The 15,621-nt window shown below is 37.8% G+C and carries 13 protein-coding genes and 2 pseudogenes; 6 read left to right on the forward strand and 9 right to left on the reverse strand.

What is annotated here, in order from left to right:
• Positions 1–128 (reverse strand): annotated as a pseudogene (locus JZ787_RS17775) (IS5/IS1182 family transposase); the annotation flags it as partial.
• 49 nt (positions 129–177) lie between these two features.
• Here JZ787_RS17775 and JZ787_RS17780 point away from each other — a divergent pair.
• Both JZ787_RS17780 and JZ787_RS17785 read left to right on the forward strand, forming a co-directional pair.
• Positions 178–1,110: pseudogene (locus JZ787_RS17780) on the forward strand (IS5 family transposase).
• 326 nt (positions 1,111–1,436) lie between these two features.
• The gene (locus tag JZ787_RS17785; protein ID WP_346313024.1) at positions 1,437–2,186 is read left to right on the forward strand and encodes a type 1 glutamine amidotransferase domain-containing protein; all 750 of its coding nucleotides are present in this window, start codon (positions 1,437–1,439) and stop codon (positions 2,184–2,186) included.
• Between the two features lie 104 nt (positions 2,187–2,290).
• Here JZ787_RS17785 and JZ787_RS17790 read toward each other — a convergent pair whose 3' ends face one another.
• From JZ787_RS17790 to JZ787_RS17800, 3 genes are all read right to left on the reverse strand, one after another.
• The gene (locus JZ787_RS17790; RefSeq protein ID WP_346313013.1) at positions 2,291–3,277 is read right to left on the reverse strand and encodes an NAD(P)H-quinone oxidoreductase; all 987 of its coding nucleotides are present in this window, start codon (positions 3,275–3,277) and stop codon (positions 2,291–2,293) included.
• Positions 3,278–3,362: 85 nt separating this feature from the next.
• Positions 3,363–4,808 (reverse strand): coniferyl aldehyde dehydrogenase, encoded by a 1,446-nt coding sequence (locus tag JZ787_RS17795; protein ID WP_346313014.1) that lies wholly within the window; start codon positions 4,806–4,808, stop codon positions 3,363–3,365.
• An 86-nt stretch (positions 4,809–4,894) separates the two neighbouring features.
• Positions 4,895–5,800 carry an acetoacetate decarboxylase family protein gene (locus JZ787_RS17800; protein ID WP_346313015.1) on the reverse strand — a complete coding sequence of 302 codons (906 nt, stop codon included), beginning with the start codon at positions 5,798–5,800 and terminating at the stop codon, positions 4,895–4,897.
• Positions 5,801–6,139: 339 nt separating this feature from the next.
• On the opposite strand from JZ787_RS17800, the gene JZ787_RS17805 reads away from it, so the two are divergent.
• The 3 genes from JZ787_RS17805 to JZ787_RS17815 all read left to right on the forward strand — a co-directional run bounded on the left by JZ787_RS17805 (position 6,140) and on the right by JZ787_RS17815 (position 9,275).
• Positions 6,140–7,378 (forward strand): NADH:flavin oxidoreductase/NADH oxidase family protein, encoded by a 1,239-nt coding sequence (locus JZ787_RS17805; RefSeq protein WP_346313016.1) that lies wholly within the window; start codon positions 6,140–6,142, stop codon positions 7,376–7,378.
• A 12-nt stretch (positions 7,379–7,390) separates the two neighbouring features.
• On the forward strand, positions 7,391–8,458 hold the full coding sequence (locus JZ787_RS17810; protein ID WP_346313017.1) for a saccharopine dehydrogenase NADP-binding domain-containing protein: 1,068 nt from the start codon (positions 7,391–7,393) through the stop codon (positions 8,456–8,458).
• 163 nt (positions 8,459–8,621) lie between these two features.
• On the forward strand, positions 8,622–9,275 hold the full coding sequence (locus tag JZ787_RS17815) for a hypothetical protein (RefSeq protein WP_346313018.1): 654 nt from the start codon (positions 8,622–8,624) through the stop codon (positions 9,273–9,275).
• 159 nt (positions 9,276–9,434) lie between these two features.
• Here the strand turns inward: JZ787_RS17815 and JZ787_RS17820 are convergent, their stop codons facing one another.
• Positions 9,435–10,466 (reverse strand): acetoacetate decarboxylase, encoded by a 1,032-nt coding sequence (locus JZ787_RS17820; RefSeq protein WP_346313019.1) that lies wholly within the window; start codon positions 10,464–10,466, stop codon positions 9,435–9,437.
• 343 nt (positions 10,467–10,809) lie between these two features.
• The gene (locus JZ787_RS17825; RefSeq protein WP_346313020.1) at positions 10,810–11,223 is read right to left on the reverse strand and encodes a MerR family transcriptional regulator; all 414 of its coding nucleotides are present in this window, start codon (positions 11,221–11,223) and stop codon (positions 10,810–10,812) included.
• Between the two features lie 464 nt (positions 11,224–11,687).
• Here JZ787_RS17825 and JZ787_RS17830 point away from each other — a divergent pair, with 464 nt between their 5' ends.
• The gene (locus JZ787_RS17830) at positions 11,688–12,140 is read left to right on the forward strand and encodes a DUF2147 domain-containing protein (RefSeq protein WP_346313021.1); all 453 of its coding nucleotides are present in this window, start codon (positions 11,688–11,690) and stop codon (positions 12,138–12,140) included.
• Between the two features lie 154 nt (positions 12,141–12,294).
• On the opposite strand, the gene JZ787_RS17835 is transcribed toward JZ787_RS17830, so the two are convergent.
• From JZ787_RS17835 to JZ787_RS17845, 3 genes are all read right to left on the reverse strand, one after another.
• Positions 12,295–12,732, reverse strand: coding sequence for a DUF2147 domain-containing protein (locus JZ787_RS17835; protein WP_148335351.1), 438 nt, complete (start codon positions 12,730–12,732; stop codon positions 12,295–12,297).
• Between the two features lie 147 nt (positions 12,733–12,879).
• Complete coding sequence (locus tag JZ787_RS17840) at positions 12,880–14,400, reverse strand: catalase (protein WP_346313022.1); 1,521 nt, start codon at positions 14,398–14,400, stop codon at positions 12,880–12,882.
• 125 nt (positions 14,401–14,525) lie between these two features.
• Positions 14,526–15,356, reverse strand: a complete 831-nt coding sequence (locus JZ787_RS17845; protein ID WP_346313023.1) for an alpha/beta hydrolase — start codon at positions 15,354–15,356, stop codon at positions 14,526–14,528.
• Positions 15,357–15,621 lie beyond the last annotated feature (265 nt).

Here is a 15,621-nt window from a genome sequence, read left to right on the forward strand (position 1 = left end):
CGATATTCAGGTTGGTGTTTCTTACGTTTCCATTCACCTTCGCCTAGAAACTTTAAGCCAGTAGAATCGACGAGTAGCTGGAGACCATTACTGCTTTTTTGATAGTTAATTGCAATATCAATAGGCTTTGTTGCACAAAGCTGTTCTTAAGGGCTTTTTCGGCAATATAATTTCCAAATGAAGAAGCCTACACACAAAATCTACCGCACAACCAATTGGCGCGCATATAACCGAGCTCTCATTAATCGTGGGAATATTGCCATTTGGTTCGATCCAAAAACACAATGGTATGCAGAACCACAAGGCAAACAAGGTCGAAGTAAAACCTACTCCGACATAGCGATTCAATGCTGTTTAATGATCAAATCTTTATTCAGACTCTCTTTACGCATGGTCACAGGTTTTGTGCAAAGCCTCATTAGACTATGAGGTCGAAATTGGATAGCTCCGGACTATTCCACCCTTTGCAGAAGACAAAAGCATATTGATATTGCAATTAGTTATCAGAAAAACAGTGATGGGCTTCATCTACTCGTAGACTCTACTGGCTTAAAGTTTTTGGGTGAAGGTGAATGGAAACGTAAGAAACATCAGCCCGAATATCGTCGCCAATGGCGTAAACTTCATATTGGTATAGATGCCAAAACCCTGCAAATACGAGCAGTTCAGCTTACAACCAATAATGTAAGTGATTCACAGGTACTTGGTGATTTACTTGATCAGATTCCACAAGATGAACAGATTGACTCTGTTTATACCGATGGAGCTTATGACACTAAGCATTGCCGTCAGATTATTGCAGATCGGCAAGCGCATGCGGTGATTCCGCCAAGAAAAAATGCGAAACCTTGGAAAGATACAAAGATCAGTTCGCTAGAGCGAAATGAATTACTTCGAACAGTTAAACGTTTAGGCAGGACACTATGGAAAAAATGGTCAGGCTATCATCGGCGAAGTTTGGTTGAGACTAAGATGCATTGCATTAAATTGTTGGGGGATAAACTCAGTGCTAGGAATTTTGACAGCCAAGTGAATGAGATCCATGCACGCGTAGCTGTATTAAATAAATTTACAGAATTAGGCCGACCTCACACCCAAGTTGTAACCTAAATTTTAGCAACTTAGGAAAACTCTGCCGTCAAAGGCTTTATGCAACAAAGCCCTTTTCAATTAACTTATCAAAAGTAGGGTTTAATACTAAGATAAAACATATAAATTACAAATCATTGGATGTAATTTATAGATAAGTACAGTAGAAAGTAAAAGCAGTACTAAAGAATATAGCGCTAATAAAAATATCACTTGACCTTAAACTAAACTTTAAGCTTATAGTTGATCATGGATGAATACAGAGAAGAACGATCATGGCTATACCTCAAGCGATGAACCATCGCGTAATACAAAGTTTATTGGTTCTCATTGCATCATTATTCAGCATGCCTTTTGCTTATGCATCTACTGAAAATAATAGCAATCTATCAGCTACACCGATTAAAGGTAAGATTTTAGTAGTAATGACAAACCATGCGAAATACCCATCACGAGAGGATACAACAGGACTTTGGGTAACTGAGCTAACTCATTTTTATGATGTTGCGCGCCAAGCTGGTTATGAAATGGATTTCATTAGTCCAAAAGGCGGAGTCGTTCCTCTCGATGAACGCAGCCAAAAATGGATTTATATGGATAAAGAAGCACGTGCACATTTGGCAGATAAAGCATTTATGTCACGACTAAATCATACGATGAAACCTAGTGATGTAAAGGCATCTAATTATAAAGCGATTTATTTTACAGGTGGCCATGGTGTGATGTGGGATTTTCCAAATAACCCAGAGTTAACTATGCTGAGTGAACAAATTTATCGTCAAGGTGGAGTTGTTTCAGCCGTATGTCATGGTGTTGCGGGATTACTTGCATTGAAAGATGAACAAGGTCAACCATTAATTGCAAATCGTAAAATTACAGGTTTTTCGAATATTGAAGAATCTTTATCTGGTATGAAAAAACAAGTCCCTTTTTTCCTAGAAGATAATTTGAAATCTAAAGGTGCAGACTATAGACAAGGTTTGTTTCCGTTTACATCTTACGTGATTGTTGATGATCGCATTATTACAGGTCAAAACCCGCAATCACCAAGAGAGGTTGGTGAAGAAGTCGTGAAACGTTTAAGTACAATTAAATAATAGAAACATCACTTATTAAAAAGCTAGATACTTTGTATCTAGCTTTTTTGTTTATACGCAATTTTTTTATATCAATTAAAGCGAAAAATTATACTTAAATTAGATTACTTTTTAAAAATCAGTGCCAATTTACCCACATGCTGTCCTTTAGTGAGAAACTCATGTGCTTGACGAGCTTCTTCAAAGTCAAATGATTTATACAACAATGGTTTTAACTCTCCTTTAGAAATTAAAGGCCAAACCTTTTCCTGAAGTGCTGCCATAACTTCTGCTTTAGCCGTGGCAGATTGTGAGCGTAAAGTTGCACCTGTATGCGTAAGACGTTTTGCCAGCATTGGAAAGATATTCACGTTTTGTGCGAGCCCTTTTAGTACACCGATTTGCAAAATGGTGCCATTCATTGCAGCGACATCATAATTTCTTTGGATATAATCACCTGCGATAATATCTAGAACAAAATCAACACCTTTACCATTGGTATGTTTTTTAACTTCTTCAACGAAATCTTGCTCATTGTAATTGATCGCAACATCAGCACCAATATTCAGACTCGCTTGTTGCTGTGCTGCACTGGAAACAGTCGTAAAAATCTGAGTGGCGCCAAATGCACGAGTCAGCATGGTGGCTGTTGTCCCAATGCCTGAAGTACCGCCATGAATCAGAATTGAACTATTCGGACGGAATTTGGCATGTTGAAACAGATGAGACCAAACTGTCATAAAGGTTTCTAATAAAATACCACCTTCAATTAAAGTAAGCCCATCTGGAATAAAGAGCACATTGTCTTGATGAGCAACTACATATTCAGCATAACCACCACCTTGAACCAAGGCGCAAACTTCATCGCCAGCTTTAAATTTGGTCACTAACTTACCTACTTGCTTGACTACACCGGATACCTCTAAACCTGGTATATCAGTCACGCCTGGAGGTGGGGCATACAGACCTTGGCGTTGCATGACATCTGGCCCATTAATGCCTGCTGCTACGACTTCAATGAGAATACCGTCATCTGTTAATTCAGGTATTGGTCTTTCACTTACAGTAATGACTTCAGGACCACCAGCACCATTAAAAGTAATACATTTCATAGCGTTGTTTCCTTATTCGATGTTTTTACTAAATAAAGCAGAGTTTAGATCTATTTCTTTACTCTGCATGGAATAAAAGCATGATTTAAGATTTTGACTTCTTTTTACCTAAGGTTATGGTTAGAGCTAATTCCATAAATTTTCCAAAAGGCGCACTTAATAAACTAGGAAAATTCCAACGACCTTGATCAAAAATACCTTTTGCATGACTCATTGAACGGAATCCTTCAATGCCATGATAAGCCCCCATACCACTTGGACCGACACCACCAAAAGGTAAATCGTCTTGTGCAACATGAATGATGGTATTGTTAATACCAACATTCCCAGATGTTGTACGTCGAAGCAATTTTTTACATTCTGCATCTTTCTCACCAAAATAATACAAGGCAAGTGGACGGTCACGTTCATTTATATAATCAATCACTTCATCTATGTCACGATAAGTCCGTACTGGTAAAATAGGACCAAAGATTTCTTCACGCATAACTGCATCATCATCTTTTGCACCAATCACTAATGTCGGGGTGAGTGTGCGTAAACGATCTTTTGCAGATTCAGGTTTGACACCCATTTCAAGGACTTGTGCACCATTTTCACGAGCATGATCCAGCAAACCTTGCAAACGGCTGTAATGTCTTTCATTCACAATCGATGTGTAATCTTCACTGTCAGGACCTTTTGGATAAAAACGAGTAACGGTCGCATCATATTGTTGAATAAATTCTGCTAAATCATCTTCATGGACGAGGGCATAATCAGGTGCTACACAAGTTTGTCCACTATTGGATAATTTCCCATAAGCAATACTGGTCATTGTCCTTTGATTTACATGGCCTCTTGCAATGATGACAGGGCTTTTACCCCCCAATTCAAGTGTGAGTGGAACGAGATTGTCACTTGCAGCTTTCATCACTTTACGACCAACAGGTGTGCTACCTGTAAAGATTAAGTGATCAAAAGATAAAGCGCTAAATTCTGCACCTACTTCAGGACCACCTAAGACCACAGCTACTTCATCGATTGTGAATATACTTGCAAGCATTCGGTGAATGACCGCACTGGTGCGTGGTGTAAGCTCAGAAGGTTTGAGCATGGCACGATTACCTGATGCCAATGCTGTTGCTAAAGGAATAAGTGTCAGTGAAATTGGGTAATTCCACGGTGCCATTACGCCAATGACACCTTTAGGTTGATATTCAACATGTGCTTTTCCTGACTGATAAAACAAGCTGACGTGGCGACGCTCAGGTTTCATAAAACGGCGTAAATTTCGTGATAAATAATCTATAGATTGAACAATCCCAACCAGTTCCATTACATCTGTTTCGTGATATGAGCGATGTCCAAAGTCTTCACTTACCGCTATTTGTAATTCCTCACGATACTCAAGGACAGCTGCCCGGAGTTTTGCAAGTTGTTTTTTTCGCTGTGTGAGTGTAGGTGGTTCTGTGTTTAGAAAAGCATTACGTTGACGTTCCAATATTTCAGAAGCATCTACGGCATTGGTCACATTAAGAAAAGTGTTCATCTTTAACCTCATGATTCTATCGTATTCTGGAAACGACGTATGGATTAACAAGGATCTGTTTGTTTGGTGGTTTAAACCCGTTCAGATCATTTGGTCTTTAAAGGGCGAGGTAGATTAAGTACAACCTGTGCATCCTTAACAACATCTAAACGAAGAATGGTGGATGCGCCAAGTTCATCTAGTAATTGACTTAATGGACCACCATGACGAACGAGTTTTACTTTTCTTGGCAAAAGTTTCTGAGCAAATGAGAGTGTGTTTGATTCAACTAAAGTTTGATGCCATACATCATCCACCATGTGCAGCATAGTTGCTTTGTTGATCCGTGATTCAGATGGAACCTGCATCAAAGTAGGCGTGGGTGCAACTAAACTTAAATCCACTTTTCCTGTCGTATCTGTAAGATTGGCTTTTACTTCAGTTGAGTTAATATCCACATTGATTTCAGTTAACCATTTTGGCAATTGATAGCCATAGACACCACGTACTCTTGCGATTTCAGTATCTACTGGTAGTGCTAATACATGCGCATAGAAGTGGCGTTTTCGAATAGCATTCATCAACTCTAAGACATGTGGGCCATGTGCATTGGGTTTACGTACAACAATTGCAACGGATGCTTCATTATAGGGGTCATTATCACATACAGAATATGTAAAAAACGTCAACGCAACTAATCCATAACCAGGGAATGGCTCTAAGACTTCCAATGGTGCGGGAAGTTTTTTTCTGAGCTGTTGAATCGGCGCTAACATTAAAACTTGTACATTCGCAGTACGATAATAAAAATTAGGTGCCCAAACAGGACCTACTCTTGATTCAACCAGTTTTTTAGGAATCTTACGGAAAAAATCAATATTTCCAGCAGCAGGGTCTTGAGCCACCTCATCCAAATTAGGATTCATGCGAAAACGATCATAGTAACCACCTTGTGGGACTTTGACTATTTGTTGTCCAAATTTAACTTCAGTAAACTGCTTATTTGTATTCATGTGAGTTAACCTTTGTATGGATTGACTGAGTGACCAAAGGTGCCTTCAAAGTAGGGTCTTTGTCCGTCTGTAAGATCACTATATGTTTAAAGTTAACTTTAATGTCAAGTGAATAATTTAAAAAAGAAGAAAAGTTGTAGAGCTACTCATAAAGAAGGAAGCATTCATGTCATAACTTTTGATATTCATTAAAATAAGAAAGTTAGTCACAACCTGTTGATTTAGGTTGTTGAATTTTATTGCTAATTTATTTTTATAAATAAATATTAAATAATGTATTGACATTAAAGTTGGCTTTAATCTTATAGTGATCTCATAAACCAAATAGGTGTGATGATCATGCGTATATTTAATCCGTTAACACTTCCAAATGGCACAAGTATTCTAAACCGCATTGCAAAAGCGGCGATGGAAGAAAACATGGCTGATCTGAATCAGGCACCATCTGAGGCATTAATGCGTTTGTATCAGGCTTGGGCTGACGGCGGAGCGGGCCTCATTATCACAGGGAATGTGATGGTTGATCGTCGCGCAATGACAGGCCCGGGCGGTGTAGTACTGGAAGATGAAAAGTATTTAGATATTTTCAAACGCTGGGCACAAATCGGTCGTGCTAAGGGCGCACAGTTCTGGTTGCAAATCAATCATCCCGGTCGTCAAATGCAGTCAAATTTAGGTCAACAGACATGGGCACCATCAGCAGTTGCTTTGGATTTAGGCAAAATGTCTGATCGTTTTAATAGACCTATTGAAATGACCCAAGAAATGATTGATGAAGTCATTCAACGCTTTGCCAATACTGCTCGTTTAGGTGAAAAAGCTGGCTTTACAGGTGTAGAAATTCACGCTGCACATGGTTATTTACTGAGCCAGTTTCTTTCACCATTGAGTAATAAGCGTCAAGATCAATGGGGCGGTTCATTAGAAAATCGTGCACGTATTTTAATCGAGATTGTGAAAGCTGTTCGAGCAGTTGTTTCACCTCAGTTTGCTGTTGCAGTCAAGCTCAATTCAGCAGATTTCCAACGTGGTGGTTTTAGTGCGGAAGATGCACAACAAGTTGTGAAAATGCTCAATGATTATCCAGTTGATTTGGTTGAGCTTTCAGGCGGAAGTTATGAAGCACCAGCGATGCAAGGACAAGCTAGAGATGGGCGTACATTAGCACGTGAAGCTTATTTCTTAGAATTTGCACAAGAAATTCGTAAAGTTGCCAAAATGCCAGTCATGGTGACTGGTGGAATTCGTCGTCAACAAGTTGCAGAACAAGTTGTGGAAAGTGGTGTCGATATGGTCGGTATCGCAACAGCTTTGGCTCTTGATCCGAGCTTACCTAATCAATGGAAGCAAGGGCAGAATATTACACCAGAGTTGAAACCTATTACTTGGGAAAATAAAACTTTAGCTTCACTGGCGAATATGGCGACGGTGAAATACCAGTTACGTAAATTGAGCCTTGGAAAAATACCAAATCCAAAAGTTTCACCTTTATGGGCTTTGATTTTACAGCAAGCTGCGATGGCACGCCGTACTCGCCAATATAAAAATCGTATGCGTGATTATTCATTTGCATCTTAAGAAGAGGTTTGTATGAGCAATATTCGTAATTCGAACTGGATGATTTATGGTGCAAATGGCTACACGGGTGAGCTGATCGCCCGTGAGGCAGTTCGCCAAGGGCTAAAACCAATACTTGCAGGACGTAATTCAGCAAAAGTTGAAACACTTGCTCAAGAGCTTGGGCTAGAGTTTCGTGCTTTTGATTTGGAAGATATTTCACAAATCAGTGAGCAACTGAAAGGTTCACAACTCGTGATGCATTGTGCAGGGCCATTTTCCTCAACATCTAAGCCAATGATGCAAGCTTGTTTAAAAGCAGGTGCGCATTACTTAGATATAACGGGGGAAATAGCAGTGTTTGAATTCGCGCAATCTTTAAATTATCAAGCACAACAAGCTAATATTGTTATATGCCCTGGTGTTGGCTTTGATGTGATTCCAACCGATTGTGTTGCTGCTAAACTAAAAGAAGTATTGCCTGATGCAACATATCTTGCTTTAGGTTTTGATTCAAAGTCTGGCTTTTCTCCGGGTACAGCAAAAACGAGTACTGAAGGAATGGCGGAAGGTGGGAAAATTCGCAAAGATGGTAAAATTACTAAGGTTGCCTTAGCACATCATGTTCGTCATATTGATTTTGGCGATGGTGAAAAAAGTGCTATGAGCATTCCATGGGGAGATGTCTCGACAGCATTTTATACCACTGGTATTCCGAATATTGAGGTTTTTGTTCCAGCGCCGCCGAAAATGATTTTTGGTGCGAAAATGTTAAACTTAATACGTCCATTCTTAAAACTTCAATTTGTGCAAAATGCAATAAAGTCCCGTATTTCAAAATCAGTAGTTGGACCTGATGAACAGGTTAGAGCAAAGTTGCCAACTTATGTTTGGGGCGAAGCGAGAAATGCGAAGGGAAATACTAAAACGGTTCGTATTAAGACAGATAATACTTATAGTCTCACCATAAATGGCTCCTTAATTTTGGTTCAATATTTATTAGAACATAACGTTCAAGGAGGAGCATTCACACCCGCGAACTTAATGGGTTCAGATCTAGTCACCAAAATCCCAGGTTCTGGACAGTTCACTATAACTTAATCTGACTTAGGAAATTTATTTACATTCCTTTTCTTATGTATACAGGACAGCTGTGAGGTAGGGTTAAGAACTTCATATCTGTACTCTATGAATTTTTTATTCATATTTTAAATATCGCTATATGGAATTTTATTGATTTTTATATGTTTTTTGTGGAGTGTGTGTGAAATTAATTGTTTTGATTCTAAGGCTAACGACTTTAATGCTTTTACTTCCTATTAATGTGCATGCTGGATTAGCAATACCAATGGGAATTACGACATCAGACTCTATACATACATTTCCAGAAACATTAAAACGTGATTTTTGGGAAAAGTTGGGAATTAAGGCAGAAGCTAAAGGCACAGCCTTTTCGATTGATGAGCCAGGCATTGGCGGAAATTCGAGTAAATTTAATTATCCTGTTACAAGCATCGTGATCGGTCCAAAAATGAAAATAATACTTGGGCGGGCAAAAGGTACAGTAATGGTGTATTCTCGTACTGGAGAAGATGGAAATCTGAAAAGCTTAACACTTTCAAATTTTTCAATAGATTATACTCACAAAAATGTATTAGCAGATGCGACCTATGATACAGATAAAAAACTACTACAATTGCCGATTTTTACTTTTAGTATTGAAACCCCTTTAACATTTAAGTATCGATTTCCAATCGGGTTTAAAAGCTATGAAAAGCTGACTCATCTGTATTTAACGGCTGAAGCAAAATTAGCTTATAAAGAGGCATTTGGTTTACCCGATGCAGCTATACCTTTATTGGATATGGATTTTGGTACATTAACACAAAGCTCATCTTCAAAAATTCGTTTAAAATAATAAATTAAAGTTCAAGAAATCTTATTCTAAGGATTTGAATATAAAACAATTTTATATTATCTGGATATTGTTGGTGATTAAGCATAATTCTTTTCTCATAATGAATTATGCTTAAAGCTTCTCCTCTATTAATAAGAAGAGAAGCTCATTTTTATTTCATTACTTCTTGATTTTATCTAAAGCAGGATATGGAATCGGCATATTCAACGCTAACTGTGCATCTTTGACCACATCAAAGCGTAAGACTTTATTTGCCCCTAATTCATCAAGCAATTTGCTCAGTGGGCCACCACTTTTTACAAGTTGGACATTCTTAGGAAATAACTTCTGTCCAAAGGCAAGAGTATTGGATTCAACAGAGGTACTATGCCATTGACCATCTACAAGTTGATACATGGTTTTAGTCTCAATACGTGATTGAGGTTTCACATTTTTGATTTTAGGTAAGGGTGCAGTCAAACTCAGATCAGATGTACCATTTGTATTAAAAATTTGCGCATGTACTTCTTTGTCACCAATAGTCATATCGATCGGAGTCAACCATTTTGGTAGTTGATAGCCATAAACACCACGAACTCGTGCAATTTCTGTATCTATAGGCAGCGCAAGCACGTGTCCATAATATTTATGATTACGCATAGAGCTTAGTAATTCGGTTGTATTGAAATGGTGAGCACCTGGTTGACGCACCACAACGGCAACAGACACCTCATCATACGGATCTACATCATTTACGGTATAAGAGAAGAATGTTAATGAAACTAATCCATAACCTGGAAAAGGTTGCAATGGCTCCAGTTGAGCAGGAAGTTTAGCTTTTAACTTGGAAATAGGGGCTAACATCAAAAGTTGTACATTGCTGGTACGATAATAGAAATTAGGTGACCAAACTTGACCAACACGAGTTTCAACTAATTTTTTAGGAATGCTGCGGAAATAATCAATGTTACCCGCAGCAGGATCTTTAGCAACTTCATCTAAATTCGGATTCATTCGAAAACGATCGTAATATCCACCTTTTGGTACATCTACTTTGTATGGGCCAAATTCAACAACAGTGGTTTGTTTGGCTGTATTCATTGGTGTATTGGCTTGGCTAATATTTGATTCAGTAGCATGTGCAGATAAGCTTAATAATAAACTTGCGGATAATACTGAAATCGATCGACTTAAATTGAGTGTATTGAACATAGATTTTCTCCTCTATACAAAGCCCATCCTAAGGTTGAAGTGAGGTTTAATGTCAAGTGGTTCGCGAATAATAATTATAAGAAATATTTTTTAGTATTGTGAGTGATGATCTATGCGGAAAAATGAAAAATAAATAGCTTGATCCTAGAATACATATATACCTATGGAATCTTGTTTATATATTTAAAAAGAAATGGCTGGATATTAAAAACTTAAAAATAGAGAATTTATTTAATATCCAGAATTTTGATTAAAACATAAAAAACTGTTCATTCAATCAACTGTAATTTGATATGATTAAGTAAGAAAATAGATCTATGTACATAGATTCTATCACTTAACATTATTTACTCGTTTCAGAAAAATAAAGGTTAAATAAGCGGTCTGCATTTTCTTCACAGCTGATATCATCAGGTCTGCTATTGATAGAAGTAATCATCATGAGCAGATTTTGCTTACTCAATGCCAATTTTTTTTCCATATTTTCTATCTCAATGATTTTGTCTTTGAGCGTTCTAATCAATTCATCATGATTCCACCCCATCACATTCGAAGGCAGAAATGCTTTAATATCAGCTAGTGAAAATCCAACTTGTTGGGCTTGTTGAATGAGTAAAAGCTGCTTGAGATCATTGTCACTATATTCTCTATAACCATTTGATTTCCGCTTTGCTTTAGGGAGAAGCTTAATCTGTTCATAATAACGAATTGTCGGTGTGCTTAAACCGCTACGTTTAGATAATTCACTAATGTTCATCTTTACTTATCCTTTACAGCTTAACATTTGCTAAATATAGGGTGATACATAAAAACTGCTTAAGCTTAATATTCAGTTCATGAATAGCTTATCAATTAATGATAATAAGATTGAAGTTGGGTTAAAGGTCAAGTACTTTCTTCCTTATGTGGGAAATAAAGGGGGATCTTTTCTGAAATGTATCATTTTTTTTACAAGAACAATAAATTCTTACCCTTCAGTTGTTCTAATGTTAAGTCATTACGGCACATTGAATAGGTATGTTTGAGTGAGGATATCCATACGCTGAAATTACATGTTACTAGTTACATATTCTGTCTTTATTCTTGAGTGTTAGTTATCATTTTTCTATTGACATTAAAGTGAACTTTAGATTTATAGTCAAACCAAATCAATGTTAGGCAATGTAAAGCTAGATTCCTGACATTAGATGATAAATAAAAATGATAGGATGACCTTAAATAATGAAATTTATAAAATATGGTTTAGGAATAGTACTTTTTATATCAATTCAAAGTATTTTCGCACAGGATATTTCAGGTAAGTGGAAAACTGTTGATGATAAATCTGGTTTCTCTCGTGCAGATGTATTGATTATGAGAAATGAAAATAATATCTATAGTGGAAAAATTTTAATAATTCGCCCTACACCAGGTAAACCCACTACTGGAATATGTAAAGAATGCAAAGGTGAGTTTAAAGATAAGCCTTTGACTGGAATGCAAGTGATTAGCCATTTCTCACCTAACCCTAAAAATCCAGATGAATATATTAATGGAAAAGTTTTTGACCCTATTTCTGGAAAGACATATAAAGGAAAAATCAAGCTAATTGGTGGCGGTAAACGTCTTATTTTGAGAGGATATTTGGGTACTGCATTAATTGGTCGAAACCAAACATGGATTCGCATTGAATAGAAAAGTGGCTATTAATATTTTGTGTTAAATTTCATAATTGATTAGATGAATTACACTTTCATACTACGATTAAGCGACTGAATTTCAAGATGTAAGTCATAAATATTTAAATTCATCACTTACATTCTTTGAAATATGAATTTTAAATGAGTAGCTAGTTTACTCTATACCATGTTTGATTGCGTCCAAGAGCAGAAATACCAATATAACCTCGCCCGTTTAATTTTTTCCCGTCTGGTGATATTTTTGCACTAAAACTATATGTTTTCCCATTTTGAGGATCGAGAATTTTGCCTTCTCCATATTCATTCAGTTTTAGTTTTTTAAGGTCTTTAACGATGACTAAACCTACTAGAGATTGATTGTGATATTTGCCTTGACAGCTTGTACATCTTTTTTCTTCATTTGGTAAGAGTGATTTCTGAATACTCGCCGTGAATTGTCCATCCTTTATTTCAGTAAATTTGACAATTGCTGCAGGCTGATTGGTTTTATCATCGATCGTTTTCCATGTTGAGCCTGCTAATGGGTCTGATGCATAAACGATGCTTGGTAAAAGAAGAGGAGTTAAATAAAGAAAAAAGTTTCGCATTGTTTTACTCGTCATAAAAAAATAGGTTTTTATATAATGGTGCGGAAAATTTAGGTAATTTAACGCTTTAAAATTCATTTGCTTAATCGCAAATATTATGGTTTTGATATCTGAGACAGGAGTATCAGATATCAAAAATGATTTAAATTACAATAAACTAGGTTGTCCAAGTGCTGGATCCGTTTCACGAGCAGCTTGTGCATCAGCAACAGTCATGCCTAAAGCCTTAGCGACACCTTCACCATAAGCAGGATCACATGCATAACAATTACGGATATGACGGTACTTAATAAAATCTAAAGCATCACCCATTGCGGCCGCGGTATTGTTGAACAGTGCTTGTTTTTGTGAATCATTCATTAAATTAAACAAAGCACGTGGCTGACTGAAGTAGTCAGAATCATCCTCACGGTAATCCCAAAAATCTGCATCACCTGTAATTTTCAAAGGAGGCTCTTTGTACTGCGGTTGTTCATGCCATTGACCAAAACTGTTCGGCTCATAGTGTGGCAAGCCACCATAATTATCATCACTGCGGCCTTGACCATCACGGTGATTTGAATGTACAGGGCAACGCGCAGCATTGACTGGAATTTGTTGATAATTTGCGCCTAAACGATAACGTTGCGCATCTGCATAGTTAAACAAACGTGCTTGTAACATGCGGTCAGGTGAAACACTGATGCCAGGCACGAGATTGCTTGGTGCAAAAGCAGATTGTTCAACATCTAAGAAGAAGTTTTCAGGGTTTTTATTCAGTTCAAATTCACCCACTTCAATCAGTGGATAATCGCCATGTGGCCACACTTTGGTTAAATCAAAAGGATGATACGGTACTTTTTCTGCATCCGTTTCAGGCATGATTTGCACGTACATTTTCCACTTTGGAAAATCTTGACGTTCAATCGCTTCATACAAATCACGTTGATTGCTTTCACGATCATCGGCGATGACTTGAGCAGCTTCACTATTGGTTAAATTTTCAATCCCTTGTTGAGTACGGAAATGAAACTTCACCCAAAACCGTTCATGATTTGCATTAATAAAACTATAGGTATGGCTACTAAAACCATGCATATGACGATAGCTTTTTGGAATACCTCGATCTGACATGACAATCGTCACTTGATGCAGCGCTTCAGGAAGCAATGTCCAAAAATCCCAGTTATAAGTTGCACTACGCAAGTTTGTTTTTGGGTCGCGTTTTACTGCTTTATTCAGGTCTGGGAATTTACGCGGGTCACGTAAGAAAAAGACAGGAGTATTATTTCCGACCATATCCCAGTTGCCTTCTTCGGTATAAAACTTAAGGGCAAAACCACGAATATCTCGTTCAGCATCGGCAGCACCACGTTCACCTGCAACTGTGGTAAAGCGTGCAAACATAGGGGTTTGTTTACCAATTTCACTGAAAATTTTAGCGCAGCTATATTGGGTAATATCATGTGTAACCGTAAAGGTACCAAATGCACCAGAACCTTTGGCATGCATACGGCGCTCAGGAATCACTTCTCGAACAAAGTTGGCAAGCTTTTCATTTAACCATAGATCTTGAACGAGGAGGGGGCCGCGTGCACCTGCGGTCATACTGTTTTGGTTATCAACTACAGGCGCACCAAAATCAGTTGTGAGGTGAGTGACGGGATACTTTTTTTGATCATTATTCATTATCTAGTTCCTTAAAAATTCTTATCGCTTAAAGAACGTTGAGTGGAAATGCGATAAAAAAGGATAGCCAAAATTTATTTTGCCTATCCTGTTGGGCTCTAATTATTTTATTTAGACACTGATTATTAGCTTCGAATAAACGCTAATAAATCTCTGTTAATGGTTTCAGCTTCAGTTGTCGGCATGCCATGAGGGAAGCCTTCATAGGTCTTTAGTACACAGTTTTGTAGCAAATCAGCCGATTTTTGACCTGACAACTCAAACGGAACGACCTGATCATCTAAGCCGTGCATCACCATCATCGGAATGGTAATACTCTTCAAATCATCACGGAAATCAGTCTGCGAAAAGGCAACGATACTGTCATAATGTGCCTTTGCTCCACCCATCATACCCTGTCTCCACCAGTTTTGGATCACTGGTTCAGATGGTGTTACGCCATCTCGGTTATAACCATAGAATGGTCCTGCTGGCACGTCATAGAAGAACTGTGCACGGTTTTCTTTAGTATTCTTTTGAAAATCATCAAAGACTGATTTGTCGATGCCATTTGGATTATCATCTGTTTTAACCATGAGCGGTGGCACAGCCGAAATCAAAACACCTTTAGATACAGGATCCTCAGGATGACGCGTGATATAACGTGCAACAACGCCACCACCTGTTGAATGTCCTACGTGTACAGCACCTTGAACACCAAGATGCTTGACCACAGCAGCAGTGTCATCGGCGTAATGATCCATATCATGTCCATCCCAAACCTGCTCCGAACGACCATGTCCACGTCGATCCGTTGCAATGACACGGAAACCTTCACCGAGGAAGAACATCATTTGTGCATCCCAATCGTCGGCACTCAGTGGCCAACCATGATGGAAGAAAATAACTGGAGCATCTTTTGGCCCCCAATCTTTATAGAAAATTTGGACGCCGTCATTTGTAGTAACAAAACTCATTTTAGAATCTCCATATTTTTATTGATATTGAATCAGAATATGCAAATATGAATTTCTGATCACTTAAAAGACAATAACATTAAAGTTAACTTTAAGGTCAATATGTTTTACACTTAGGTCACAAAGAAAAACAAAACTGGTAACGGCTTTGTTGCACAAACCTATCTATAAAGGCTTATTCCACAATATAATTCTCAAATGAATAAGCCCACACCTAAAATCTATCGTACAACCAATTGGTCTTCTTATAACAGTGCATTAATAA

Origin of the sequence: Acinetobacter sp. BWR-L5, assembly GCF_039655985.1 — a bacterium.
Lineage (GTDB): Bacteria > Pseudomonadota > Gammaproteobacteria > Pseudomonadales > Moraxellaceae > Acinetobacter > Acinetobacter johnsonii.